This window comes from Bradyrhizobium sp., assembly GCF_030697065.1.
Lineage (GTDB): Bacteria > Pseudomonadota > Alphaproteobacteria > Rhizobiales > Xanthobacteraceae > Bradyrhizobium.
The window spans coordinates 1-26937 of sequence record NZ_JAUYQU010000023.1 but is presented as its reverse complement, the minus strand read 5'-3'; the positions used below and the strand labels follow the sequence as shown (position 1 = coordinate 26937).

21 protein-coding genes are annotated in these 26937 nt (G+C 64.9%); 9 read left to right on the top strand and 12 right to left on the bottom strand.

The genetic code is table 11. The annotated features are described in order from the left end of the window. The coding region (locus tag Q8R73_RS01905) for a peptidyl-prolyl cis-trans isomerase (protein WP_305717860.1) at nt 1–589 on the bottom strand (589 nt) is incomplete at its 3' end. A 367-nt stretch (nt 590–956) separates the two neighbouring features. Between Q8R73_RS01905 and Q8R73_RS01900 the strand changes: the two genes are divergently transcribed. From Q8R73_RS01900 to Q8R73_RS01890, 3 genes are all read left to right on the top strand, one after another. Further along, entirely contained in the window at nt 957–1232 is a 276-nt protein-coding gene (locus tag Q8R73_RS01900; protein ID WP_305717859.1) for a FeoA family protein, read from the top strand. Nucleotides 1233–1251: 19 nt separating this feature from the next. Then, nucleotides 1252–3126: a ferrous iron transporter B gene (locus Q8R73_RS01895; RefSeq protein WP_305717858.1), complete on the top strand. Its 1875-nt coding sequence runs from the start codon at nt 1252–1254 to the stop codon at nt 3124–3126. A 151-nt stretch (nt 3127–3277) separates the two neighbouring features. Further along, entirely contained in the window at nt 3278–4852 is a 1575-nt protein-coding gene (locus Q8R73_RS01890; protein ID WP_305717857.1) for an ABC-F family ATP-binding cassette domain-containing protein, read from the top strand. 12 nt (nt 4853–4864) lie between these two features. Here the strand turns inward: Q8R73_RS01890 and Q8R73_RS01885 are convergent, their stop codons facing one another. Continuing rightward, nucleotides 4865–6880 (bottom strand): PAS domain-containing sensor histidine kinase, encoded by a 2016-nt coding sequence (locus Q8R73_RS01885; RefSeq protein ID WP_305717856.1) that lies wholly within the window; start codon nt 6878–6880, stop codon nt 4865–4867. Continuing rightward, a complete protein-coding gene (locus Q8R73_RS01880; protein WP_305717855.1) occupies nt 6873–7055 on the bottom strand; it encodes a hypothetical protein in 183 nt (60 codons plus the stop codon). The genes Q8R73_RS01885 and Q8R73_RS01880 overlap by 8 nt, the downstream gene beginning before the upstream one ends. A gap of 514 nt (nt 7056–7569) precedes the next feature. Here Q8R73_RS01880 and Q8R73_RS01875 point away from each other — a divergent pair. Continuing rightward, a complete protein-coding gene (locus tag Q8R73_RS01875; RefSeq protein WP_305717854.1) occupies nt 7570–7725 on the top strand; it encodes a hypothetical protein in 156 nt (51 codons plus the stop codon). Between the two features lie 95 nt (nt 7726–7820). Here Q8R73_RS01875 and Q8R73_RS01870 read toward each other — a convergent pair whose 3' ends face one another. Beyond that, on the bottom strand, nt 7821–8876 hold the full coding sequence (locus Q8R73_RS01870) for a Zn-dependent alcohol dehydrogenase (protein ID WP_305717853.1): 1056 nt from the start codon (nt 8874–8876) through the stop codon (nt 7821–7823). Between Q8R73_RS01870 and Q8R73_RS26010 the strand changes: the two genes are divergently transcribed. Then, the gene (locus tag Q8R73_RS26010; RefSeq protein WP_371126001.1) at nt 8875–9177 is read left to right on the top strand and encodes a hypothetical protein; all 303 of its coding nucleotides are present in this window, start codon (nt 8875–8877) and stop codon (nt 9175–9177) included. The two genes, Q8R73_RS01870 and Q8R73_RS26010, sit on opposite strands and share 2 nt — an antisense overlap. Before the next feature lie 100 nt (nt 9178–9277). Here Q8R73_RS26010 and Q8R73_RS01860 read toward each other — a convergent pair whose 3' ends face one another. The 4 genes from Q8R73_RS01860 to Q8R73_RS01845 all read right to left on the bottom strand — a co-directional run bounded on the left by Q8R73_RS01860 (nt 9278) and on the right by Q8R73_RS01845 (nt 16364). Continuing rightward, entirely contained in the window at nt 9278–10402 is a 1125-nt protein-coding gene (locus Q8R73_RS01860; RefSeq protein WP_305717852.1) for a DUF2336 domain-containing protein, read from the bottom strand. Nucleotides 10403–10590: 188 nt separating this feature from the next. After that, nucleotides 10591–11172, bottom strand: a complete 582-nt coding sequence (locus Q8R73_RS01855) for an NAD(P)H-dependent oxidoreductase (protein ID WP_305717851.1) — start codon at nt 11170–11172, stop codon at nt 10591–10593. 78 nt (nt 11173–11250) lie between these two features. Beyond that, complete coding sequence (locus Q8R73_RS01850) at nt 11251–14970, bottom strand: AsmA-like C-terminal region-containing protein (protein ID WP_305717850.1); 3720 nt, start codon at nt 14968–14970, stop codon at nt 11251–11253. 161 nt (nt 14971–15131) lie between these two features. Next, on the bottom strand, nt 15132–16364 hold the full coding sequence (locus Q8R73_RS01845; protein ID WP_305717849.1) for a cytochrome P450: 1233 nt from the start codon (nt 16362–16364) through the stop codon (nt 15132–15134). 142 nt (nt 16365–16506) lie between these two features. Here Q8R73_RS01845 and Q8R73_RS01840 point away from each other — a divergent pair, with 142 nt between their 5' ends. Further along, complete coding sequence (locus Q8R73_RS01840) at nt 16507–17118, top strand: TetR/AcrR family transcriptional regulator (RefSeq protein ID WP_305717848.1); 612 nt, start codon at nt 16507–16509, stop codon at nt 17116–17118. Between the two features lie 15 nt (nt 17119–17133). Here Q8R73_RS01840 and Q8R73_RS01835 read toward each other — a convergent pair whose 3' ends face one another. After that, nucleotides 17134–18420, bottom strand: a complete 1287-nt coding sequence (locus tag Q8R73_RS01835; protein WP_305717847.1) for an MFS transporter — start codon at nt 18418–18420, stop codon at nt 17134–17136. A gap of 153 nt (nt 18421–18573) precedes the next feature. Further along, nucleotides 18574–20541, bottom strand: a complete 1968-nt coding sequence (locus Q8R73_RS01830; protein ID WP_305717846.1) for an ice-binding family protein — start codon at nt 20539–20541, stop codon at nt 18574–18576. A 416-nt stretch (nt 20542–20957) separates the two neighbouring features. Here Q8R73_RS01830 and Q8R73_RS01825 point away from each other — a divergent pair, with 416 nt between their 5' ends. Continuing rightward, nucleotides 20958–21518: a hypothetical protein gene (locus Q8R73_RS01825; protein ID WP_305717845.1), complete on the top strand. Its 561-nt coding sequence runs from the start codon at nt 20958–20960 to the stop codon at nt 21516–21518. A gap of 84 nt (nt 21519–21602) precedes the next feature. On the opposite strand, the gene Q8R73_RS01820 is transcribed toward Q8R73_RS01825, so the two are convergent. Then, nucleotides 21603–21989, bottom strand: coding sequence for a hypothetical protein (locus Q8R73_RS01820; RefSeq protein WP_305717844.1), 387 nt, complete (start codon nt 21987–21989; stop codon nt 21603–21605). Between the two features lie 69 nt (nt 21990–22058). Then, on the bottom strand, nt 22059–23477 hold the full coding sequence (locus Q8R73_RS01815; RefSeq protein WP_305717843.1) for an FAD-binding oxidoreductase: 1419 nt from the start codon (nt 23475–23477) through the stop codon (nt 22059–22061). An 86-nt stretch (nt 23478–23563) separates the two neighbouring features. Here Q8R73_RS01815 and Q8R73_RS01810 point away from each other — a divergent pair, with 86 nt between their 5' ends. Beyond that, on the top strand, nt 23564–24076 hold the full coding sequence (locus Q8R73_RS01810; protein WP_371126000.1) for a thioesterase family protein: 513 nt from the start codon (nt 23564–23566) through the stop codon (nt 24074–24076). A 215-nt stretch (nt 24077–24291) separates the two neighbouring features. Beyond that, on the top strand, nt 24292–26937 hold a 2646-nt coding region (locus Q8R73_RS01805; RefSeq protein ID WP_305717842.1), incomplete at its 3' end, for an ATP-dependent helicase.

Below are 26937 nucleotides of genomic sequence, written 5' to 3'. Positions count from 1 at the left end.
CGAGACTGTTCTTGATGTCGCTCGCCGAAGCGCCGTCGAACGCGAGCGGCAGCGTGGTGGGGTCGCCGAGGCCGGCCGGATTGATGCCGCTTGCCGGACTGTTCAATTCCCTGAGCATTCGTTCTGCGTCGGCCGCCAGCGTTTTTTCATGCCGCTTCGGGTCGAGGTAGATGTGACGGAAGGAGAATTTCGGCTCGACCGCAAACAGCCCGGGGTGCCTATCGAGATACGCCTGCAGCGCCCTGTCATCGGGCTCGACCGAGTCGGGGGCCTCGGTGACGAATTCCAGTTTTTGCGCCACCCGCCGCCGGATGATCGGATCGTCCCGATCCAGACCCAGCGCAAGGCCCTCGCGGTAAAACACCTCTTCGCGGACGTGGCCGCGGACGAGTTCTGCAAGTTCCGCGTCCGACGGCGCCCGTTGCCGGGCACGCGCGAACAACTTCGCCAAGCTGTCGATCTGGCCCTGCGTGACCACAATCCTGCCCGGCTCGCCGGACCCGCCCCGCGACAGAGCCCCGTGAGCCGCGAACAGCACCGCTCCCAGCAACAGAAAATGCAGCAGCGGTTCCCTGAGCAGACGCTTCATCCCGGCACATGCCGGATCGTCGGCCTGCAGGCCGCTATCAGTGGCGTTGCCGAGCCCGCCACCTGATCGACAAATCCAGCGCCGGGAACGGCAAATACCAGCTTCCGTTGCACCGTTGGACTCCCTGTTCCGGGCCGGCGATCAGGTCGCGCGGCGGCGAGGCCAAGCGGGCATTAAATATTTGAATCGCCGGACTGTCGATACCCGTCGCTGTGCTGGGTATAGAAGGGGGGGGGCACGTTCCGGACTTCGTGGTTGCGGGGGAGTCCGGGCCGGACGGGCGCGGGTACCTTACAATCGCTCTAAGAAGCCGTCGCATCTCGACGACCAAGCTTGACCGACCCGCCGCCGGTTGAAAATACAAGCCATGACTGATCCAATCGACACGCGTCCGAATTTGCCGCTCGGACTGGCCGAATGCGGCTTCTCGGGCGTGATTCAACATCTCGCTGCCGGCGATGCCGGCTCGGCGCTTTCGGCCGATGAACTCGAATGCCGGTTGATCGAGCTCGGCTTCGTCGAAGGCGCCAGGGTCACGGTGCTGCACGAGGGCATCGTCGGCCGCGATCCGATCGCGGTCCGCGTCGAGAACGTCACGATCGCGGTGCGCCGGCGCGAGGCCATGGCCATCATTGTCGCCTGACCTGACCGGAAACTGATCCATGGAAGCTCCGCTGATGCATCTTGCGCTGGTCGGTACGCCGAACAGCGGCAAGACCTCGCTGTTCAATGCGCTGACCGGCAGCCGACAGAAGGTTGCGAACTATCCGGGCGTCACGGTGGAACGCAAGGAAGGCTCGTTCGTCACGCCGAGCGGCCGGCAGCTGTCGCTGGTCGACCTGCCGGGCACCTATTCGCTGCGCGGCCGCAGCCCGGATGAGGAAATCACCCGCGATATCGTGCTCGGCCGCACCCCCGGCGAGGCCCTGCCCGATCTGGTGCTCTGCGTCGCAGATTCCACCAATCTGCGGCTGACGATCCGCCTCCTGCTCGAACTCAAGCGCACCGGCCGGCCGCTGATGCTGGTGCTCAACATGTTCGACATCGCCACCCGCCGTGGCGTCACCGTGGACGTGCCGCTTCTGTCCGAGACGCTCGGCATTCCCGTCGTCACCTCGATCGCGGTGCGCAAGGGCGGCACCGCCGAACTGCTGCGCCGGACCGACGAGATCCTCGCGGCGAAGGCCCCGCAGCCCGTGCAGCCGAATCTGTGGCAACCGCTCACGGTCGCGCAGTTGCGAGCCACCCAGCGCGAGGCCGATCGCATCATCGCGGCCAGCATCAGCCTGCCGACCAGGCCCGACACCTGGACCGCGCGGATCGACGCCGTGGTGCTGCACCCGGTGGCGGGGCTCGCCATCCTGGCGCTGATCCTGTTCGTGATGTTCCAGGCGGTATTCGCCTGGGCGACGCCGCTGATGGAACTGCTGGCCACGACCTTCGGCGCCCTCGGGGACCTGGTGCAGGACACCCTGCCGGCGGGCCTGGTGCAGAGCTTTCTGCAGAACGGCGTGATCTCCGGCGTCGGCAGCGTCCTCGTGTTCCTGCCGCAGATCGTCATCATCTTCCTGTTCATCCTGCTGCTGGAAGATTTCGGCTACATGGCGCGCGCGGCTTTCCTGATGGACCGCATCATGGGCGGCGCCGGCCTGCACGGCCGCGCCTTCATTCCGCTGCTGTCGAGTTTCGCCTGCGCCATCCCCGGCATCATGGCGACCCGGGTGATCGACAACCGCCGCGACAGGCTGACCACCATCCTGATCGCGCCGCTGATGACCTGTTCGGCGCGGATCCCGGTCTACACACTGATCATTTCCGCCTTCATCCCCGCCCAGCAGGTTTGGGGGCTGGTCAATTTGCAGGGCCTCGTGATGTTCGGCCTCTATGTGGCGGGTATCGCCAGCGCACTCGGCGTGTCGAGCCTGATCAAATTCTTCATGTGGCGCGACTACACGCCGGCGCCGTTCATGCTGGAATTACCCGACTACAAGATGCCCCGCCCGCGCAGCATCGCGATCGGCGTCTACACCCGCGCCAGGATGTTCCTGCAGCGCGCCGGCACCACGATCTTCTCAATGATGGTGCTGATATGGTTTCTGGCCTCGTTCCCGCAGCCGCCGGACGGCGCGACCGGCCCCGCCATCAACTACAGCCTCGCCGCCATGATCGGCAAGGCGCTGGAGCCCTTGCTGGCCCCGCTCGGCTTCAACTGGCAGATCGCGGTGGCGCTGATCCCGGGCATGGCGGCGCGCGAAGTCGCCGTCGCGGCCCTCGGCACCGTCTATGCCATTGAGGGCGGCAAGGAAGCCGCCGAGCAGATCGGCGCGGTGCTGGCGACGAAATGGAGTCTGGCCACCGCGCTGTCGCTGCTGGCCTGGTTCATCTTCGCGCCGCAATGCGCCTCGACGCTGGCGGTGATCCGGCGCGAGACCGGCAGCTGGACGTGGATGTGGGTCACTTTCGGCTACATGTTCGCGCTGGCCTATGCCGCGAGTTTTGCGACCTACAATATCGCCATGGCCCTTGGCGCCGGCTGAGGTGGCAAGCGGATTCGGCGGACGTCTGGTTCCCTTGCGCGGAAACCACCGGAAACATATAAGGGACCGATCCTGACAACGCTGATGGAGGCTGCAATGGACATCGCTGCGCAAATCGGTTCGCGCCCCTTGTCCATTTCGGAAGCTCTCCATGCCCGCGTTCCTCACTCTGGATTCCATTTCCCTCGCCACCCCTGACGGTCGCGCTTTATGCCACGGGCTGACGCTCGCGCTGGGATCCGAACGGATCGGCGTCGTCGGCCGCAACGGCTGCGGCAAGTCCACGCTGCTGCGCGTCATATCGGGAGAGATCGAACCCGCCGGCGGATCGGTGCAGCGTTCGGGCTCGATCGGCACGCTCGCGCAAATCGCCGACGACAGCCTGACGGTCGCCGAGGCGCTCGGCGTCGCGGACGATCTGGCCCGGCTGCGCCGCCTCGAAAGCGGCACCGGCTCGCTTGACGACGCCGCCGAGGCCGACTGGTCCCTGGGGACACGGCTCGACGCGGCATTGGCCGAAACCGGCCTGCCCGCTTTGCCTGGGGATCGACGGCTGGCGACGTTGAGCGGTGGCGAACGCACCCGCGTGACGCTGGCGCGCCTGCTGATCGAGGCGCCGGACGTGCTGCTGCTGGACGAGCCCACCAACAACCTCGATGCCGATGGCCGGCAGGCGCTCGCCGAACTGCTCGGGCGCTGGCGCGGCGGCGTGCTGGTCGCCAGCCACGATCGCGCATTGCTGCAGCACGTCGACCGCATCGTCGAGCTGACTCCTGTCGGCGTCACCATATTCGGCGGCGCCTGGCCGGCATTCGCAGCAGCCCAGGACGCCGCTCGGAATCGTGCTGCCGCCGAACTCAGTCGGGCCACCGATGCCCTGCGCAACGCTGAACGCGCGGCTCAGGAAGCGACGGAGAAGAAGGCGCGTCGCGACAAGGCCGGCCGCGCCGCGCGCGCCAAAGGCGGCACGCCCAAACTCTTCCTCGACGCCGCGAAACAGCGCGCAGAGAGCAGCGGCGCGCGCGAGGGCCATCTCGCCGACCGCTTGATCGGCGATCGTGCCGAAGTCCTGGAGCAAGCCCGGGCCCGCGTGGAGATACTTGCGCCGCTTTCAATCGAACTGCCCAAGACGTCCCTGCCCCGTGGTCGCGATCTCGTCGCCTTCAGCGACGTGGTGATGGTGCATGGCGCACGGCGGCTGTTCGGCCCGCTGTCGTTCGAGGTGCGCGGACCCGAGCGCATCGCCGTCGGTGGCGCCAACGGGTCGGGCAAGACCACCTTGCTTCGCCTGATCTCGGGAGAGATCGAGCCCACGACGGGAAACGTACGCCGCCAGACCGATCGCGTCGCCGTGCTGGACCAGCATGCCGGCCTGCTCGACTCAAGCGAGAGCATCCTCGACAATCTGCGTCGCCTCAATCCCGACCTGACCGACAACGAAGCCTACGCCGCGCTCGCCCGCTTCGCATTCCGCAACACGGCCGCATTACGGATCACGGCCACGCTGAGCGGCGGCGAGCGGCTGCGAGCCGGCCTGGCCTGCGTCTTCGCAAGGCGGCAACCGCCCCTGCTCTTGATGCTGGACGAACCGACCAATCACCTCGACCTGGCATCGATCGAGGTACTGGAGACCGCGCTGACGGGGTTTGACGGAGCACTGATCGCGGTGAGCCACGATCGAAATTTTCTGCAGGCCATCGGCGTCGAGCGGGAGATCAGGCTTTGACGATCCTCCTGGCTATCCACGGCTTGTCTTTTCGTCCTCCGTCATTGGCCCGGCAGAAGTCTGCGCGAGGGACCGTGACAGCAGTTGTGATACACTGACGACCTCGCGCAACCGGCGGGCGAGATCCGCCTTGCGATAGGGCTTGGTGAGAACGATAGCGCCGGCGCGCAGCCGGCCGTGCCTGGCCAGGGTTTCCAATGCGTAACCTGAGGTGAGGAGAACCGGCAATCCCGGCCGCAGCTGCCTGGCTAGGTCAACCAGTTCCCAGCCGTTGATGCCGCCCGGCATCACGATGTCGGTGAACAGGATATCGACGTGGACGCCGGCCCTGAGTTTCTGCAACGCGTCGGCGCCGTCGACGGCAGCCACCACCGAATATCCAAGGCCCTGCAGTCTCAAGACGGCGTAGGAGCGAACGAAAGGATCGTCCTCGACGACCATCACCGTCTCGACGCCTCCCGGAAGCGGCTCGTCGTCAGCCGGGCTCAGGACCCGCGTCCGCATCGACTTGGTGCTCCCTTGCGGCAAATAGATTCGTATCGTCGTCCCAAGACCGGGTTCACTGTAGATCGAGACGTGACCGTTCGACTGCTTCACAAAGCCGTAGACCATGCTGAGCCCGAGCCCGCTGCCCTTGCCGACCTCCTTGGTCGTGAAGAATGGCTCGAACACCCGCTCGATCACCTCCTTCGGTATCCCCTCGCCGTCGTCCGTAATGGAGACCAGAACATATTCTCCCGCCAGCACCTCCGGGTGGAGGCTCTTGTAGTGATCGTCGAGGGATGCATTGGCCGTCGAGATAGTGAGACGGCCGCCCGCAGGCATCGCATCCTGTGCATTCAGCGCGATATTGAGCACCGCGGATTCCAGCTGGGCGGGGTCGGCAAAGGCCGGTGGAATACCGGGATCGAAGTCCGTCCTGATATCGATATCCTCGCGCAGCGTACGGCGCAGCAGTTTGTGCATCGAATCCAGCAGATCGTTGCACTCGATTTCGACAGGAACGAGAATCTGGCGGCGGCCGAACGCCAGCAGCCGTTGGGTCAGTTCGGCGCCGCGGTCACCGGCCCTGCCGATATCGTCGGCGAGTTGCTTCAAATCCTGCCGCGATTTCAGGTTCTCGCTGAGCAGCTCCGCGTTGCCCAGGATCACGGTCAGAAGGTTGTTGAAATCATGGGCGATACCACCCGACAGTTGTCCGACCGTCTCCATTTTCTGGGCCTGAACGAGCTGTTCCTCGGTCCGCTTGCGCTCGGTGAGATCGTGGACGATCCCGACGAAGATGGCTTCGCCATCCTGCTTGGCTTCGCCGACCGACAGATCCATCGGAAAGGTCGATCCGTCCTTGCGCTGGCCAATGACCTCCCGGCCGATTCCGATGATCTTGCGATTTCCCGTTTCGACAAAATTCCGAATGTAACTGTCGTGCTCCGCACTGTATGACGGCGGCATCAGCAGCTTGACGTTTTTATGAATGACTTCGTCGACGCGGTACTGGAACAGCCTTTCACAGGCGGGATTGAACATCAGAATACGGCCGCGGGCGTCGATCAGGATGACCCCGTCGACAGCGGTCTCGACCACCGCCCTGAGACGGGCCGAGCTTTCGCGCAGTTCCCGTCCGACCCTTTCGCGCTCGGTGAGATCGTGGATGATCCCGACAAAAATCGAACCGTCGTCCTGCTTGGCTTCGCCCACCGCGAGATCCATCGGGAACGTCGTGCCATCCTTGCGCTGCCCGAGCACCTCACGGCCGATTCCGATGATCTTTCGTTCGCCGGTCCGGTGGAAATTATCGAGGTAACGATCGTGCTCGTCGCGATACGGCGCCGGCATCAGCATCTTGACGTTCTGACCGATCACCTCGCCGGCCGAATATTTGAACAGCGTTTCGCAAGCGGCGTTGAACATGAGCACGCTGCCACGGCTATCGATCAGGATGATGCCGTCAGCGGCACACTCAACGACGGCGCGGAGCAATCTCGTATCGGTGCATTCCGCGATACGGCCTTCGGATCTGTCAGGCAATGAGCGCACTCCGCTGTAATCCGAATTCGCTCAGGCACACGTTGATGACACCCAGCAGGGTTGAGGGGTTTGAAGGGTTTACGCAGACATCGCGTCGCATATCGACGATCATCCAGTCGAACGACGCACTTTCCAGTGCATTCAGGCCGGTTTCTCCGCGATCGACAATCGCCACTGCGCATACACTTGCCTCGAGACAAGCGTAAAGCAAATCAGCGGATCGTCGTCGACAATAAGACCGCGTTTCATGGCTGCGTTCCCAACGCCCAGAACGCGTCGACGACTGGCTTTGCGTGACTCGTGATGATTCGCTTTTTTCAAGGGTAACAATGGGAACGGCCAGATGTATTCCCGCTAGCGGGCATAGCGACGGAACATTGCGCGTTTCGAACGCCGCTCAGCGAGCCGACGTAGATGGTTATGACATTCGGCCGACCTGCGGTTCCCCCGGATTCCGCCAGCGCTGGCGATTTCCCCAAATGAACCTATTGGCGCCGAAGTGATTGCAAACTGAGGACCGAGAACACCGTCCACGTTCGCTTTCGATCTGTCGGCGAGTAGTTGCCGTCATCGGTCAGGTGGTTCAGCGAGATGCAAGACGAATTGTCACCGGCCCCTAACGAACCCTCGACAGCATCCCTGCATCGGAGCATGGTGCCGTTCTCGCCCACTCACTCCGCGGAGGCAAGATGGAGCGTTTCGTGCATCAGCAAAACCTGGCACATTTTCGACGATTGCTCGCCGAGACCAACGTGTCGGACGATAAAGTTCGGCACGCCGAGCTGTTGAGACTGCTGGCGGCGGAAATGGCCAAGGATGCAAATCCGCCTCCTGCGGAGTCCTGATGGTGCCGAGCCATGATCAGGTGTTGCGATCGATCGGGCGTTGAACGGAAAGCCTCCGGCAATCGCCGCCTGCCAGCCGCGTCGCTTGCGCGAGTTCAATCATCGAACACCACGACGCCGCGCAGATTCCTGCCTGCCTCGAGATCGGCATAGCCGCGGTTGATGTCGTCGAGGCGGTAGGTGCGCGTGATCAGTTCGCGCAGTTTCAGATCACCCGTGCGGTATAGCGCCAGCAGTTCGGGAATCTGCAGGCGTGGACTGGCAAAGCCGTACACCGCGCCCATGATGGCCTTCTGGCTGACGAACAGTTCGAGCGGCGGAATCCTGATTTCCGTCACGGTGTCCGGCGTCAGCGCGGTGACCACGACGTTGCCGCCCCTGGCGGTGGCGCGGAACGCCGGAAGGAATGTCGAGGGCGGATCGATGCAGACAAAGGCATGATCGACGCCGATTCCGCCGGTCAGCTCGTGCACCGCGCGGATCAGCGCATCGCCTTCCGCATTGACGCCATGCGTCGCGCCGAATTCGCGCGCCCATTCGAGTTTTGCGGGCACGAGATCGGCGGCGATGATCGTGGCGGCGCCGCACAGCCGCGCGCCCTGGACCACGTTCATACCGTCGCCGCCGCAGCCAACCACCAGCACGCTTTCGCCGGGCTGTACCCGCGCCCGCTGTCGCGCGGCGCCGACCCCGGCCGGCACGCCGCAGGCGACGAGGCTGGCGAGATCGAACGGAATGTCCTTGCCGATCACGACGACGGACGCCTGATCGACGACGGCGCGTTCGGCAAAGGCGCCGATCATGCAGAAGGCGCCAACCGCGACGCCGTCGCGGTCCCGTCGGCGGAAACTGCCGTCGAGTTGCGGTCCCTGCGTGATGCGCGCGCCCTCGGCGCACAAATGGTGCAGCCCGCGCCGGCACCAGTGGCATTTTCCGCAGCCCGGGATGAAGGTCAGAACGACGTGATCGCCGGGCCGGATGCCACCGACCGCGTCGCCGGTTCTTTCGACGACGCCCGCGGCCTCGTGGCCAAGCACCATCGGCCGCATCGCGACCCGGCGCTCGCCGCGCATGACATGATAATCGGTGCGGCAAAGGCCCACGGCGCCAACGCGCACCAGCACCTCGCTGGGTCCCGGAGGATCCAGCATGATGCGCTCGATCGAGAGGGGAGCGCCGACCTCACGAAAAACCGCCGCGAGCGAGTCCATAATCGATGATGCATCATCGCGGGGGATTCGTAAAACCCGCGGCGCCGGACGGCTTGCCCGCGCAGCCGACCTCACATCACCTGAAATAATCGACAACCAGGTGAACGTCGGATGGCGGAGCGGCCCTGCCTTTGAGGTTCGCATCGATCACGCGGCGACATGCCTCGACGGCCTGCTGGTCGCCGAGATCGTTGGCGGCGTCGAGAACGAGCCATGCCATCTCCGTCGAGGAAACGTCTGACCTCGGCTCACCGGCAGCCATGCCGAGACGATCGCGTGAGGCGGTTCCGAATGAGGGTTCGTTCATCGCCGATAATCCCCAGCCTTTTTCGATCGCCGGCTCATCGCGCCACAAGCTCAGGCTGCCGCCTGGGGCCCGCATCGGTATCTCCGGCATTCCTGCGCGACTGATAGAATTCCAGAACGCTGCGCGATGTTCTGGCGTTGAGACGACGGAATTCGGTTTCGAGCTCCCTCAGCTCCGAACCGGTAATGCGATGATCCTTGGCGCCGAGAAACAGCAACGCCATTGTGGTCTCCCACGAGAAGTCGAGGGCCTTGGCCAGGATCAGCAGGGTTTCACGGTTCTTGTCCAGCACGGCGCGCTCGATCACGTCGCCCGGCAGGGAACACAGCAGGGACAGTCCGATCGTAACCTCATCGAGCTTATGCGACCTGGCGTACAGCGATAGGCTGTTCTCGTTCAGATTGCCCTGGCGATGCTGCGTCGTCACCAGACGCTTGGCGACGAAATAGCTGCGCGATACCGGGCCGAATTTGGATTGCAGCTCGCCCGCAACGTCCGACATCGTGGACTTGATCTGGTCGACCATGGCCGGCCGCTCGTTCTCCAGCCGCTTTCTGACGTCTTCCGACGCCTTGGCGATCAGCTGCTGGAAAATATGCCTGGGAATGTCCTTACGCAGACCGAGCTGCTCGGCGAGAATGGAATCGCCTTCGGCGCGCTGGATCATGTGCAGGAAGCCGAAATCCGAGAAACGCGCGCCGCTGTTGGTGGCCACGGAGTTGACGACCGCCTGGTTGCCGCGGGTCACCAGCAAGTCGGTGACGGTCTCCTCGAGCGACCCCCGCTTCGAGATCGCGAGCAGATGGGTCTGGCTCTTGGTACAGACGTTGGCGACCAGTGCGTAAGGTTCCAGCTTTTCGGAATCCTGCAGGACCGGGCCGGCGACATCGATCTCGTCGTCGAACGCGAGCTTGTGGATGATATTGACCGGGGCATTGTCGAAGCGGGCCAGCCGCCGCGCCAGCTGGGCACGGGCCGCCACTTCGATCTCGTCCGCGAGCCGTCCGATGACCTCGCCGAAGGTCCAGATTTCGTCATCGCTGTAACGGCCGGTGATCATCAGATCGGTGGTATGCCACAACGCGCGGGTGCGGCTCTCGGCGGTTCCCCGCGACACCGCGTGGTCGAGATCCCTCAGAAACGACTTGGCCCCAATCATTTTCCTCAGACCTTGGGTCGAAAACACGCGCAACGATTTGCGCAGGTAAGAACCATACGCGGCAAACGCGAGTTTTCGGTAAAGTCCGCGAATAAGTATTATCGCTAAAAATTCGTTTAAATGCGATCCAATCCGTTCATTCTCCTGCGCGCAGCCCCGCAAGCACCGGCTGCTTCGCGCTTTAACCGTCAGTCGCCGCGACCGCCGTGTCTGCGCATGTCCGCGATCCAGCGCGCCCTCTTGTTTTCGTCGGCAAGGCTTAGCCCGAAAAGACTCTCGCGGATCGGTCTTATTCCAGCGAAGCTCAGCATGCTGCGCTCGAAGGCGCGCAATCCGTAGCCACCAAAGTACCAGCGATAGAGCAGGACCGGCATCCCCATGGTCACCACGATGCGGGCCGAACGGCCGGCGAGCAGTCGCTTCGGAAAGCCTCCCGTGTTGTACGCCATGGCAAAACCGGGCCTGAAAATATGTTCGAGAAAGCCCTTCAACAGCGCCGGCATGGTTCCATGCCAAAGCGGAAACAAGAACACCCAGTGCTCGGCCCAGCGCATGTCCTCGGAGGCTTGCACCAGCGCCTCCGGCATCGTTCCGGTTTCGAAATCAGCCTGGGTACGCAGCAGTGAAAACTCCAGTTTGCCGACTTCGATGCGACGAACCTCGTGCCCTGTTGCAATTGCGGCTTCGGCATAGGCGTCGGCCATCGCATGCAACAGGCGGTGACCCGCCGGGTCTGGATGCCCCTGGATGATTGCGATGCGCCTGGTCATGTGCGTCTCTCTGCCAGGAGACCTTCATAACGGACTGACTCGCACCGGGATTGAGGTAACGCAAGGCCCAGGCGGCCGCTATGGCTGCGGCGTCAGCACCAGCGGCGGCCGCAACCGCGGCGGCCTCGCAATCGTGGAGCCAGGCGCCGGCTTGATCTCGATCGGCGGCGGCAGCGGTGCCGCCTGCTGGCTCACAACGGGAGCATTCGGACTTGCAGCGCCCGAACTCGCCGCACCGGGAATCGGCGCAACGGGAGCCCGTACGGCAGGAGTTGCCGCACCAGGCGCCGGCGGGATCGGTGCAGCCGGAATGGCGGCCTTGGCCTTGGGCGCAGCCCGGCGCGGATCGCGACCGGGAATCGGCACCTCGGAAGCTGGAAGGCCGGGCAGCACGGCCTCCGGCGCCCCCGAAGGCGCCGTGGCCGCCGGCGGAAGCGACGCTGAAAACGGCGGCGGCTCGCCGCGCTCGATCGCATCGAGCCGTCGGGTTTCGCGGTCGATCGCCCGCACCGCCAGCCAGGACGACAGTGCGGCGACGTCGATGGACCGATCAAGCGCATCGGGCGGACCAGCGGCGAACAGCTGGATCTCCGGGCTGCTGCTCGCCGAGCCTGCCGCGGTCGAAGCGAGGCTGGCGCGGATGTCGGCCTGGTCGGCGGGAATATCGTAGCCGCCCGACACGATGGCGCGCGCGCCTTCGGCATCGAGCTTGGTCGCACCGATGCGGATCCGGCCGTCCCCGATGCTGAAAGGAATCTGCGCCGACTTGACCGACAGCGCGCCACCCGACAACGCCCGTTCGACGATCTGCCGCAGCTTGACGTCGTCGCCCGCCTGTCCGCTGTCGCTGGCGCGGATCGCGGCGTCGAAGGCGCGTGGATCGAGCCCGGCAATGGCAGCGGTTTCCAGCGTCACCGTTCCGCTTCCGGACAAGGCGCCGGTGAGCGCCGAGGCGCTGCGGCCCTGGCTGGCCAGCGTCATCTGCATCGAGGCGCGGCCGGCCGGCATCCTCAACCCGCGATAGCGCAGCGCCTCCCCTTCGACGCCGGTGAACTGAACCCGGGCATTCAATGCTATGCCGTTGCCGGTCTGCCTGGCGTCGATACTGGCGCTGGCTTCGCCGCCGCCGATGCCGCCGGTAATCGCTTCGAAGCTCAGCGACTGCCCGTCACCCTTGAGGACACCGCTGACCGGTCGCAGTTCGCCGCCGCCCGGCAGGGTGCCGCGCAGCGCCTGAAATGCGATGCGGCCACGCCAGCCCTTCGCGAGTCCGGAACCGAGCGGTTCGGCGGCATCGTGCCCTGCGGCTCCAATGGCAAGCGCAAAGGCCGGCCCGAGATCCAGCGCGTCGAGACCAATCTCGCCCTCGACGTTCTTCTCGTCACCGAGAACCAGCGCCAAGCGGCCGCGCAGCCGCGAACCCGCTATCGCGCTGTCCAGATCGTCGAAGGCCAGCCGGTTGCCCGTGAGCGAGACGCGCGACGACAGCCCGATATTCCGCGCCAGCGTATCCGATGCCTTGAGCTCCAGCAGCGGCCCGAGATCGACGCGGCGAACCTTGAGATTGACGTTGGCCTTCGGCTCGGCCGCCCACGGCTCGGCTGTGCCTTCCGCCTCGGCGTCGAGGCTCGTTCCCGACATCTTCACTTTCAGCCGCAGCGGCGCGCGCCACGTGCCCGTCACCGAACCGTCGAATTGCGCCGGACCCTCGCCCGCCGCGATTGCGCGATCGAGCCCCAGCGCCGCCAGCAGCGGCCCCCCCTGCCCCGATGACAGCCTTGATTCGACACTGAACTCGCTGCGCCCGAGCGCCGCCAGATCGATGCTTTGGAGTGCCGTGATGACGGGCTTTGCCGCGATCGTGACCACACCCTTGAGGTCGGGCGCATCCAGATCGAAAACGGCGCGCGCGCTGGCGAGATCGGCCTGCTGCGCGGCCTTGTCGAGGTCGAGCGACAGTTTGAGGTGTGCCGGGCCGGGCCTCACGCCCATCGCATTGATCCGCGCCGCCAGAGCCGGTGCCAGCGGCGCGATCAGGGCGGTGATCTGGCCGAGCGACGCGGCGCTCGCATTCAGCGACAGTTTTCCCGACGTATGGACGCGATCGAAACTCCCCGCGCCTTCCATCATCACGCTGCCGGCCTGCCCGATCGTCAACTGGTCCAGCGCGAACGATTCCGGACCGTAGCCGACCTTCGCCATCAGCGGCCGCAGTTCCTGGCCGGCCGATATGGCGCGGCCGATATCGAGCGTGAGCTGCGCCTCGTCAGGCCATTCGGCCTGTGGCCCCGCCAGCGAACGCGCCAGGGCCATCGCGGCATCGAGGTCGAGACGTTCCGCCTTCAATTCGGCATCGATCCGCGAACCGCCGGCCGTTGCAACCTCGACCCGCCCTTCGACGGCGCCGCCGTCGATCTCGGCCTTCATGGCTTCGATCGCCACGCGATCCGGCGCCACGGTCAGGTCGCCGCGCAACCGCAGCGGCTTCTGACTGCGATAGACCACCTCGCCACGGCCCTGCAGCCAGGTTACCAGCGCATCCGGATCGGAGGAATCCACGCCGAGCGCGCCCGTGAAACTGCCGGCTTGGGCGTTCGAACCGTTCAGGGTCACGTGGGTCGCGCCCGGCGCCCGGAATTCCAGCCGTTCGATTGTCCAGACCTGAGCGCTCAAAGAGCTGGCGGCGGCCTGCAGATTTGCGGCAACATTCTGCAGCGGGCGGCCGCCCAGCATGATCTGCTCGGCACTGAACTCGATTTGCGCCGGAATCGGCGTGGTCTGCGGAATCGCCGCCATCAACGTGCGCAACCCCGGCAACAACCGGACCGGTTCGGCGGCGCCGTTGCCCTTGGCTGCAAATTTGTCGGCATCGAGCTGCTTGGCCGACAGCGTGGCGCGCAGCAGCGGTGATGCGCCGAAGCGAATATCGCCGGCGCCTGTTACCCTGAGCGCACTGTCTTCCGCGCCGTAAGCGGCCTCGATCTGCTCCAGCCGCGCGGTGGATGGATCGGCCTTGATCCTGGCCGAGACCCGCCACGGTACGATGGGAACATCGCCGCCGGTCTTGAGACCGGGGGGGGCGGCCAGCGTCAGGCTGCCATCGAAGCGCGGCGCGCGCGCCTCGAACGACAGCACGCCTTCGAGATCGGCCGACATTGCCCGTGCCGCGGGGTCGATGTTGAGACGAACGCGGGTGCCGTTGCCGTCGGCGGTCTGACCGGACGACACCCGAAACGGATAGCGCGTTCCGGACAGCACGAAATTGCCGTCGCCGCGCACCGAGCCGGCCAAAGAGCGCACATCGCCGCTGAAGGCGATGTCGTTCAGCTCCAGTGTGCCGCGGCTTGCCGCATCATGCAGCGCGATCCGGCCGGTCAGGTTCAGCCGGTCGATCGCCAGCGATCCCAGATTGAATTTTCCCGCCGAGGCCGGCCAGTCGATGCGGCCTTGCGAATCCAGGCCGAGATCGAGCGCCATGCCGTTGATGGTCAGTTCGGTGGCGCGCAATTCGCCGCGCATCAGCGCGCCGAGGCTGAACTCGACGTCGAGTTTGTCGGCGCGCACCTTGCCGAGGTCATTGGCGCCGCCGACCGCCACCGAGCGCAAATGCAGCGACGGCGCCGGCAGCAGGCGCGCATCCAGTTTGCCGGCGAAGCGGACCTGCGCGCCGATCACCCGGGTGGCTTCGGCTTCGAATTGCGGCCGGAACTGGTTCCAATCGATGAAATACGGGCCGACCAGTGCAGCCACCAGCGCAATGATAAAGGCAATCGCCAGTCCGAGCAGCGTCGTCTGCACGGCGTCTCCCTTTGGGCACGCCCCGGCGCGATGGCGGCCCGGAACGGCCCACCCGCCGCACGCTGAATTCAACGCCGGAGCAAGCCCATATATAGAGGCAATCGTGGCGAAGTCACAGCATTGCCTGCGGCGGCTCCGCGCAGGAAGCCGTCACGACGCCGTCACCAGCTGGCGGGCAGCTGCTTGAGGCCGCGCAGCACGAAACTCGGCCGCCATTCCGGATTCTCGGCGTCATCCAGCTTCAGATCCGGCAGCCGCCGCAGCAGGGTCGCGATCGCCACCTCTGCCTCGATTCGCGCCAGTTGGGCGCCGAGGCAGAGATGGATGCCGCCGCCGAACGACAGCGGACGAATTTTTGTTCGGGTAATGTCGAGGCTATCCGGCCGGTCGGGATAGACCGCCGGATCCCGATTCGCGGAACCCAGCAGGCAGATCACGCTTTCGCCCTTCGGGATTTTCTTGCCGCCGAGATCGTCGATGTCTTCCAGCGCCACCCGGCCTGTCATCTGCACGGACGAATCGTAGCGCAGGAATTCCTCGACGGCGTTGGTGATCAGGGCGGGATTGGCCTTGAGCAGCGCCAGTTGGTCGGGATGGCGATGCAGCGCCAGCAGGCCGTTGCCGATCAGGTTGACGGTGGTCTCGTGCCCGGCGCCGAACAACAGGACGATGTTGGCGGTGAGTTCCTCGTTGGAAAGCTTGCTGCCGTCTTCCTCCGCCTGCACCAGCTGCGTCGTCAGGTCGTCGCCCGGATTCTTCCGCCGCAGTTCGAACAGCTGCTGGAAATACATTTCGGTCATCGCGTTGGTGGCGTTGCCCTGCTTGATCTCTTCCGGCGACAGCGGCACCGGCTCCAGGATGCGTCCACTGTTGCGCGAACCGGTATAGAACAGCTCGCGATGTTCCTCGGGGATTCCCAGCATGTCGCAAATGATGGTGACCGGCAGCCGGAAGGCGAAATCCTCGATCAGTTCCATCTTTCCTTGGGGAATCAGCCGATCGAGCGTTTCGTCGACGATCTGCTGGATGCGCGGGCGCATGTCCTCGACCCGGCGCGCGGTGAACGCCTTCACCACCAGCCCGCGCAGGCGGGTGTGGTCCGGCGGGTCCTGCTGCAGCATGGTGAGGCTGAAGCTGCGGAATACCGGCTCCTGCATGATGTCGGGGCCATAGCGACGCTTGGTGCGCTCGGGATAATCCTTGCCGAAGCGCTTGTCGCGCATCACCAGGCTCGCTTCGGCGTGACGGCTCGCGACATACATGCCGAGCGGCGTCAGGTGCATCGGATCGGTGGTGCGCAGCCGCGCATAATGCGGATAGGGATCGCGAATGAATTCCGGCGCCAGCGGATTGAACAGCGGCGCGCTGGCCGCAGTCTGAACATGCTCGTTCATGGTGACCTCAATTCGTTGTCGCGCTGAATTGTCCGCACATTCGGGCGGATGGGCGTCCTCGGGGCCGGCCCGGCTGCATCCGGACCTATTGGAAATTGGATACACTGTTGTATCGAGTTGCATTTTGACCTAAAATGAAAGGATGTCAAGAGTCCGAACACGACCGACCCGGGACGACACCCGCGAAAAGCTGTTCGAGGCGGCGGCGCGCGTGTTCGAGGAACTGGGCATCGGCGGCGCCAGCATCGAAACCATAGCAGCGGCGGCCGGTTTTACCCGCGGGGCATTCTATTCGAATTTCAGGAGCAAGGATGAACTGATCATCGCCATGCTCGAGCATCACGTCGAGCAATCGATCCGGCGGATTCACGAACTGCTCGCGAGGCACAAGAACCTCGCGGACTTCCTCGATGCGCTGAAAACCATGGACCGCAGCCAGCAGGATCCCCTCGGTCGCTCCCCGCTGCTGCACATGGAAATGATCCTGTTCGTGGCGCGCGCCGAAAAGCGCCGGCCCGAACTCGCCAAGCGGCTGCGCGCCCGGCGCAAACTGATCGCCGATATCGTGGAGACCACGTCGAAGAACAGCGGACGGAATCCGGCGTTGAATCCGGCGTGGACGGGTGCGGTCGTTCTGGCGATGGAGGACGGCTTTCGGCTGCACCGACTGATCGATCCGGAGACCACGCCGGCCGACAGTTTTCTGCGCGCCATCGGCGATCTGCAGCGCGCGATGGGAATTACGTCGACCTGACGAAACTCCGGCGGCTCAGCCGTGCGCCTTGTGCATTTGGCCGGCAACGGCGCGCACCTTGCGCGGCGACGCCTGCCAGATCGCGACCGCCGACAGCACGCTCACCGCGATCCCGATCGCGAAAGCGATGGTGTAATCGCCGGTCAGATCGTGCAGCACCCCGGTGAACCACGGCCCCGCCGCGCCGCCCGCCAGCGCCGCCAGCATGATGGTGCCGAAGATGCTGCCATACTGCTTGCCCTGGAATATCTCCAGCACCACCGCGCCCATGATCGAGGTCAGGCCGTAGCCGAGCGCGCCCTGCGCAAAAATCATCAGGTAGACCAGCAGCAGGGTCGGATGGAATTTCAGCGCGATCAGCGCCGCAAAGCAGATCGCAAAGCCGAGGCAGCTCACCGCCCAGATCCATTCACGCCCCACCCGATCCGACAGGTGCCCGAGCCAGATCTGACCGGGAATGCCGAGCAGGCTGACCACGCCCAGGGCCCAGACCCCGACGGTCGGACTGAAACCGATGTCGAGCAGATATTTGGTCTGGTGCACCTGCACCGCGTACCAGACGTACAGTCCGCAGAAATAGCCCAGCGAGATCCACCAGAAGCGCGCGGTGCGCAGCGCGCGCCGCAGCGTCCAGTCGGTGCCGGCCCAGACCGGATCGACGATGTTGGAAACCGGTTTTGCGGACGTCGCCGTCGGTTCGGCATCGCCGTCCGGCAACAGGCCGATATCCTCCGGCCGCTTGCGCAGCAGCAAATTGATCGGCGCCAGCACGATCAGCACCATGATGCCCATCGCGGTGCAGGCAGTGCGCCAGCCGGTCTGCTCGATCATCAGCTGCACCCACGGCAGCAAGGTGACGGAGCCGATGCCGACGCCGGCGAAGGCCAGTCCCATGGCGAGGCCGCGCCGGCGGATGAACCAGTTCGGCAGAAACAGCGACTGGCCGGAATAGCCGAGACAGACGCTGCCGGCGCCGACCATGACGCCGATGGTCAGATACAGATGCCAAGGCTGCGTCGTCAGCGGCGCCAGCAGGAGGCCTGCGGCCATCAGCGCGACGCCTGTTTCCATCACCCCGCGCGGCCCGAAGCGATCCATCATGCGGCCGATCAGCGGGCTGACTGCGGCGGAAACTACAAAGCCGAACGAGAACGCGCCCGCGGTGATGCCGCGTTCCCAGCCGAACTCGTCGACGATCGGCGGAAAGAACAGCGAAAACGCGGTGCGCGCATTGACGCCGATCGCCATGGTGACGAACGTCACCGCGACGATGACCCAGCCGTAGAAAAAGGGAAGCCGCATTCGCTATCTCGTCATTCCGGGGCGATGCCAACGGGAGGCCCTCGGCTGGCCCGATGCCATCGAACCCGGAATTTCGAGTGTCCGGGTCTGGTCCTTCGGAACATCCCGGAACGACGGCGTCAAGAGCGCGGTCAACTCACCGGCTGCGCCATGCTACCAGGCGTAACGCAGCCGTGCGGTGCCGACATAGGTCTGCGAATGCGCGGCCTGCTCGGTGTCGAATTTGCCGGCGACCGAGATACCGTTCCGGAAGCTGACCTCCGCGACCGCCGAGACCAGCAATGAATCCTTCACCGGTGTGGCGCCGATCACCGTGAAGCTTGATCCCGGCAGCGACTGGAAGCCGGCGGTCATGCTGGTGTCGGACCAGTGGTCGTGCGCCCAGGCGGCCCGGCCGCGCAGCGACAACGCCGCCCAGGAGGTCAGCGGCATCGAGCGGTCGACCCAGGCGCCCAGTTCGGTGCGGATCGTGGTCGTGGTGTGGGCCTGATAGTCCAGCGCGAACATCGACGAGCCGGAGACGGCGGTCTCGCTGTAGGACGGCGTGCGGAAAGCCTGCATCTGCAATGCGGCGTAGGGGGTGAAGCCAAATCCCGGCAGTCCGTAGACGCCGGGAATGGCGAAGCGATAGCCGCCCTCGATCCGGCCGGCGACATTGTTGGCGGCGAAACCGGCGGTCAGGCGATCGAGGCCCGCCACGGTCAGGAACCGGTCGGTCCTCACCTGATGCCAGCCATAGGCGAGCGCGCCCGACACATAGGCGGCGCCAAACCGCGTCATGCTGTAGACCGCCGCCTGGAACATGTCGCTGTGTCCGCCGCCGAGGCCGTCGGACAGGCCGTAACTGGTGTTGCCGCCAGCCAGCGCGAAACCCACCACGGTGTAAGGCGTCACTCGGTAGTCCAGTCCGGTGGCAAAGCCGTAGCTTCGCGCCGACCGGTCGTGGCTTCCTTCCAGTGCATTCCCGCCGGTGCTGGTCTGGCCGCCGTAAGCCGCGCCCCAGACGCTCCAGCGGCGCGGATCGGCGACCGGCGCGGCGGCGGACTTGTAGAATGGCGCCTTGGTGTAGAGCGGCGGCCGCGGGGGCGCATTGACCGGCGACAGACCGCGATTGTCCGCGAACGGGTTGGTCACCAGCGACAGGAAGGAGTTCATGGCCTGGGTGCCGGCCTGCGCGATGCCGGTGCTGTTTTCGCCGGACAGCTGCGTCAGCGAGTTCGCCAGATCCGCGGCCGACAGGTTGAAGAGGTTGATGAAGGCCAATGGCAGCATGCCACCATTGCCGGCGAAGGCATCGATGGCGTTGGCGACAGCGAGCTGATTGGCCGCGGCGGATGGCAGCAGCAGGGAGGCGATCAGTGGAGCGCCGATCGGTCCGAGCCCACCGGCGCCGACGAGATCGCAGAGCGTAATGATATTGGCGGAGAGCGTTACCGCGCCGGTTCTTGCCCAGGCCGCGCCGCAGGTGATGGTGGAACCGGCATTCAGCGTGATACTCGCCTGCGCGAGGATGTCGCCTGAAAAGGATGTGGTGGTGCCGAGCGTCGCGGAACTGCCGACCCTCCAGAACACGTTACCGCCCTGCGCACCGTTCAGCAGCGTGATGGCCGAGGCGCTGGCGGTGGTCAGCGTGCTGCCGATGTTGAAGATGAACACGGCGTTGGGGTTGCCGAGGGCATTGAGGTTGAGCGTGCCCGTCAGTTGCGCCGACGAGTCGAAATTATAGACGCCAGGTATCAGCGTCAGGCCGCCAAGATTCTGCCCCGAAAGATTCGCCGTGGGGTTCCTGGCCGCCAGATTGTCGTAGGCGATCCCCAGGGAGTTCAGCGCCGTCAGCGTGGGCGCGTCGCCGATCGCATGGATGACACCCGGCGGAGTCACTATTCCCGGTGGAAATCCGCCGATGGTTGACGTCGCGCTACCAAGGTCCCCCGGTAGCGCGGCGGTTCCAGTAATGACCGTGTTGCCGATATTGGTGATGCCGGCATTGGACAGCACCGCGAAGTTTGCGGTCGTCCCCAAAGGCGGCGCCTGGGCGCGGCCGGAACTCGGGGCGACGGCCGCGAGGCCGAGGGCTGCCAGAAAAAGTCTACTCGAAACGGTCAGGCAAGTCTTGGTCATGGGTTCCCCCAGTCGTTCATGCTGAGGACGGGGGGATGAATCGAACTCGCTTGAGTCGCTCCCCAGCCGACGCATCGAACCGAGATGCCGTCAAAGAAAACGCTACACCTGTTCGGTGTTTCTCCAAGCGAAAAGCGGCGTGCAATCAGACGCCGCAACTTATTCCAGCGCAGGTGACAAATATGTCTCCTGAGGCGGAGCCCCTATGTGCAAAATTGATCACAAGGCTGATCGCGGATGCTTGGCGAAGGCCGTACTACTACGGAGCAAACCTCCATCAATGACGGCTCATCGAAGGCGCCAGTGTCCCCATCGCACGAAGCCGCGTGTCCTCATCGCACGAGCATGGCACGCGCGGGCAATGCGTTGACCCGCGGCCTCGGATGTTCGCGCGCTGTCCTGAGGTGTTGGCGCCCATGCGCAGCCAACGATCTGACGTACGCGGCATCGTGCATGAATACGCCGACACGTTGCAGGTTTCGACGCAGGAACCGATCGGCCGGCGAATGGATACAATCCGTTCCATGCGTTCGATCGCCGCATCATCCGAAAAAATCAGGAACGATGTACGGCTTGCTCGCTTGGTTTGGTGGGACAATCATCAACGGAGAGAAAACATGAAGATCGCAACGTTGGCCCTCGCTTCGGCGCTCGCACTGACCGGAACTTTTGCTCTCGCGCAGAGCGGAGCCATGAAGCAACCGAGTTCGCAAGGCGCTCCGACCGGCGCCGCCGTCGACAGCATGGGAACCAGCACCAGTCCTGGAGCCGTCAAGAGCGGCACTTCGGCAGGCGGAGCAGCATCGATGAACAACAACGGTAACGTCGGCGTTACGACGGGTGCCAACAGCGGCGCCATGATGCGGCCCGGCACCGGAGCCAGTGAACAGGGTGCTCCGACCGGCGCCGCCGTCAATAGCCGCGGCGATGCCACGGAGCCGGGCGCCGTGAAGCAGGGCACCAGCACCACACGCTAACGATTCACATCGAGACGACAAACACGATTGCCGGTGGCATTTCATGCCGCCGGCAATCGAACGCTACCCTGATGGAAACCGTGTTCATTCCCGCAGCGCCGGATGGTCGCCGAACGCCGCTTCCCGGATCGAAGCCGCCTGTATCGCACGAAACAGGATGCGCGCCGTCTTGAGATTGTTGGCGCTCACGCACAGGTCCACGATCTGACGGACCGCAGCATCACGCATGAGATCGTCGGAAATCTTCATCGCGATCTCCATCGCGGCCCGGGCCGCGCGTTCATATCGTTCGGCGTGGTGCTTCTCCTTCCGTCCCGACGGCGGACCGACAACGGTCCGAACCTTTTCGGCGCTGTCGGATGCGGAACGGCAGATCTCGCGTATCCTTTTCGCGGCCTCGATGTCGCCGATCGGCCACTGCAGCGCCTCGTCCCAGATTTCCCTGCGTTCGTTCTTGCCAAACCACCGCATCGACACGCCCCGAACAGCCGCTAACATGAGCACCGGGCGGTCCTGGACCGGCGAGCGATACGCCCGAGGCTACACCGCCGGCAATATCTTTCCCGGATTGAAAATGTTCTGCGGATCGAGCGCCGCCTTGACGGCGCGCATGGCCGCGATCGCCTCGACGCCGAGTTCGGCTTCGAGGTATTTCTGCTTGCCCTGGCCGATGCCGTGCTCGCCGGTGCAGGTGCCGCCCATCGCCTGGGCGCGCTCGACCAGCCGGTGCATGAAGTCCTCGCCGCGCGCCATCTCTTCGGCGTTGTCGACGTCGCACACCAGCGAGCAGTGGAAATTGCCGTCGCCGACATGGCCGACGATCGGCGACAGCAGGTTGAGGCGCTTCAGGTCCGCTTCGGTTTCGGTGACGCAGTCGGCCAGCCGCGAGATCGGCACGCAGACATCGGTCGCCACCACGCCGGCGCCAGGGCGCAGCGCCTTGACCGACCAATAGGCGTCATGCCGCGCCTGCCACAGCCTGGTACGATCCTCCGGCCGCGTGGTCCAGGTGAAGTCGCCGCCGCCGCATTCCCTGGCGATCTCGCTGAAATTTTTCGATTGCTCGGCGACCTCGTTCTCGCTGCCGTGGAATTCGAGCAACAGCAGCGGCGTCTCCGGCAGCGTCAGTTTCGAATAGGAATTGCAGGCGCGCACCTGCTCGGCATTGAGCAGTTCGATGCGCGCGACGGGAATGCCGGTCTGGATCGCCAGAATGGTGGCCTGGCAGGCGCCGCGCACGGTCTCGAACGAACACGCCGCCGCCGCGATGGTCTCGGGAATGCCGCGCAGCTTGATCGTGAGTTCGGAGATGATGCCGAGCGTGCCCTCGGCGCCGACGAACAGATGCGTCAGGTCGTAACCGGCGGAGGATTTCTTCGCCCGCGTGCCGGTGGTGATGATCTCGCCGTCGCCGCGCACCACCTTGAGCGCCAGTACGTTGTCGCGCATGGTGCCGTAGCGCACTGCATTGGTGCCGGAGGCGCGCGTCGACGCCATGCCGCCCAGCGAGGCGTCGGCGCCGGGATCGATCGGGAAGAACACGCCCTGGTCGCGCAGGTGCTCGTTGAGCGCCTTGCGGGTGACGCCGGGCTCGATCACGCAGTCCAGATCCTCGGCATGGACGGCCAGCACCTTGTTCATGTCGCGCAGATCGACGCAGATCCCGCCCGCCGGCGCGTTGACCTGCCCCTCCAGCGAGGTGCCGGTGCCGAATGCGATGACGGGGACGCCATGTTTGCTGCAGATCCGCACCACGTCCTGGATATCAGGGGTTTCCTGCGCCATCACCACCGCGTCCGGCGGCTGCGAGGCCAGCCAGGTCGTGGTATGGGCGTGCTGGTCGCGCACCGCCTGCGAGGTGATCAGCCGGTTGCCGAACCGCGCGGCCAGCGCGTCGATGGCCCCCTTCAGCGCCTGCGGCTCCGGCCGCTTCGGATGGTTGGTTATCGTTGTCGCCACGCAAATTTCCTCCCGCTTTGAGAGGACCGTGGCAAAGGATATATGAGGGGTCAAGTGAGCATGGATCGAATCGACGGGAATGCACGATGATGACGATGGACGACGGCGACGACGTGCTGCGGCTGCCCGCGCCATTTGAGGCTTCCGTGATGCAGATCGAGCCGCAATGGATCGACTACAACGGCCATCTCAACATGGCCTATTACAACGTGATGTTCGACCGGGCGATCGACGAATTATGGCTCAGGATCGGGATCGGGCCGGGCTACATGAAGGAGCGCAATTGCTCGACCTTCACCGCCGAGTGCCATGTGCGCTATTTGCGGGAAGTTCACCTCGGCGATCCCCTACAGGTGTCGATCCTGCTGGTCGCGGCCGACGAGAAGCGGCTCCACACCTTCAAGGAATTGCGCCACGCCACCGAGGGCTGGCTGTCCGCCACCTCCGAAAACATGACCATCCACATGGACATGAATGTCCGGAAGACCGCCCCGTTTCCGTCCGATATCCGCGCGCGAATCGACGCGCTGGCCCGGGCTCACAGCACGGTGTCCCGCCCCGAGGGCATCGGCCGCAAGGTGGCGATGCCCACGAAGTAGCGCGAAAGCCCGGGACCTCGGGCGTCCGCGCACGACCACGGCCCTGGAACAATGCGGCGCTTGGGACAAAAGGATCGCCCGGTTTGGCAGGGAATCCTTGGACGGGATAAAGCCTGTCAAATCCACCGCAAAAACCCTATATGCCGTTCAATCCTGCCAAGAAGGCTCCCCTTCGCGGCCCCGCGGTGCCATCGTGGGCGGAACACGATTCGCATATGACCGAGCCGAACAAACTGCCCCATCACGACGTCCCCGCGCATCAGCCTGCGGCGGGGGGCATTGCCGCGCGCGCGCGGGCGAGCGCGGTCCCGCAATTTCTCGCCGGGCTCAATCCGGAGCAGCGCGAGGCGGTGGAAACGCTGGACGGACCGGTTCTGGTGCTGGCCGGCGCCGGCACCGGCAAGACCAAGGTTCTGACCTGCCGTATCGCCCATATCCTCAGCATGGGCCGCGCCCGCCCCGGCGAGATCCTCTCCGTCACCTTCACCAACACGGCCGCGCGCGAGATGAAGCTGCGGCTCGGCCAGATGCTCGGCCAGGCCGTCGAGGGCATGCCGTGGCTCGGCACCTTCCACTCGATCGGCGGGCGGATCCTGCGCACCCACGCCGAACTGGTGCAGCTGAAATCCAATTTCACCGTGCTCGATGTCGATGACCAGGTCCGGCTGCTGAAGCAGCTTCTGGCGGCCGACAATATCGACGACAAGCGCTGGCCGGCGCGGATGCTGGCCGGCCTGATCGACGGCTGGAAGAATCGCGGGCTGACGCCGTCGCAGGTGCCGCCGGGCGAAGCCGCGGTGTTCGGCAACGGCCGCGGCGGAAAACTCTATGCGCTCTATCAGGAACGCCTGAAAATCCTCAACGCCGCCGATTTCGGCGATCTCCTGCTGGAGAACATCCGGCTGTTCCGCGAGCACCCCGATGTGCTCCGGCAGTACCAGCACCGTTTCAAGTTCATTCTGGTCGACGAATATCAGGACACCAACGTCGCACAGTATCTGTGGCTGCGGCTATTGTCGCAGGCGCCGACGCGAGCGGGCGCGCCGCTGTCGGCCATCATTCCCGGATCAACCAACTCCACCGTCATTCCGGGGCGCGTCGAAGACGCGAACCCGGAATCTGGAGATGGCGTATACCCCGATCGAGATTCCGGGTTCGCGCCTGGCGGCGCGCCCCGGAATGACGCTCCCCCCTCCCCCCTCACCGCCCCGAAAAACATCTGCTGCGTCGGCGACGACGACCAGTCGATCTATGGCTGGCGCGGCGCCGAGGTCGACAACATCCTGCGCTTCGAGCACGATTTTCCCGGCGCCAAGGTGATCCGGCTGGAACGCAACTACCGCTCCACCGGCCACATCCTCGCCGCCGCCTCACACCTTATCGCTCACAATGAAGGCCGGCTCGGCAAGACGCTGCGAACCGAGGACGTCGACGGCGAGAAGGTCACCGTCACCGGTTCCTGGGATTCCGAGGAGGAAGCCCGCGCCATAGGCGAGGAAATCGAGCAGTTGCAGCGCGACGGCCACAAGCTCAACGACATCGCGATCCTGGTGCGGGCCTCGTTCCAGATGCGCGAATTCGAAGACCGTTTTGTCACGCTCGGCCTGCCCTATCGCGTGATCGGCGGGCCGCGCTTCTACGAGCGCGCCGAAGTGCGCGATGCGCTGGCCTATTTGCGCGTGATCAATTCGCCGGCCGACGACCTCGCCTTCGAGCGCATCGTCAACGTGCCGAAGCGCGGACTCGGCGACGCCACCGTGCAGATGCTGCACGACCACGCCCGCAAGCGCCGCATGCCGCTGTTCGAGGCCGCGCGCGCCGTGGTCGAGACCGACGAGCTGAAGCCGAAGGCGCGCGGGTCGCTGCGCGGACTGATCGCCAGCTTCGACCGCTGGCGCGTGCAGCGCGAGGTGACCTCGCACACGGAGCTCGCCGAAATCGTGCTCGACGAGAGCGGCTATACCGAGATGTGGCAGAAGGACCGCTCCGCCGACGCCGCCGGCCGGCTGGAAAACCTCAAGGAGCTGGTGCGCTCGATGGAGGAGTTCGAGAACCTGCAGGGTTTCCTCGAACACATCTCGCTGGTGATGGACCGCGACGGCGGCGCCGAGGACGACGCGGTGTCGCTGATGACGCTGCATTCGGCCAAGGGGCTGGAGTTCGACAATGTGTTCCTGCCGGGCTGGGAGGAAGGCCTGTTTCCGAGCCAGCGCACGCTCGACGAACAGGGCCGCGCCGGGCTTGAGGAAGAGCGACGCCTCGCCCATGTCGGCATCACGCGGGCACGCCGCCGCGCCAAGCTGTATTTCGCCACCAACCGGCGGATTCACGGCACGTGGTCAACCACGATCCCGTCGCGCTTTCTCGATGAACTGCCGGCGCATAATGTCGAGATCACGGAATCGAAAGGCGGCTCTGGCTGGGGCGGCTCAGGCGGGTATGGCCCCTCGCGCTTCGACAATGTCGAATCCTTCGGATCCAGCTATTCGACGCCGGGCTGGCAGCGCGCCCAGGCCAACCGCGCCCGCAACCAGAATGGCGGCCGCGGCGGCGGCCAGGCCGGCGGCGGCTTCAATGAAAGCCAGTCGCCGTTTTCGAGTTCGCGCAGCGATACTTCAGGTTCGCGCGACGATGCTTCGGGCTCGCGTGGCAGCGGCTTTGCCAGGCGCGGCCCTGTCACCATCGAGGGCGAACTGATCGCCAAATCCACCGGCACCGTTTCGGATTTCACGCTGGCCGATCGCGTGTTCCATCAGAAATTCGGCTACGGCCGGGTGGTGAAGATCGACGGCAACAAGCTCACCATCGCGTTCGAGAAGGCCGGCGAGAAAAAGGTGGTCGATAGTTTCGTAGAGCGGGTT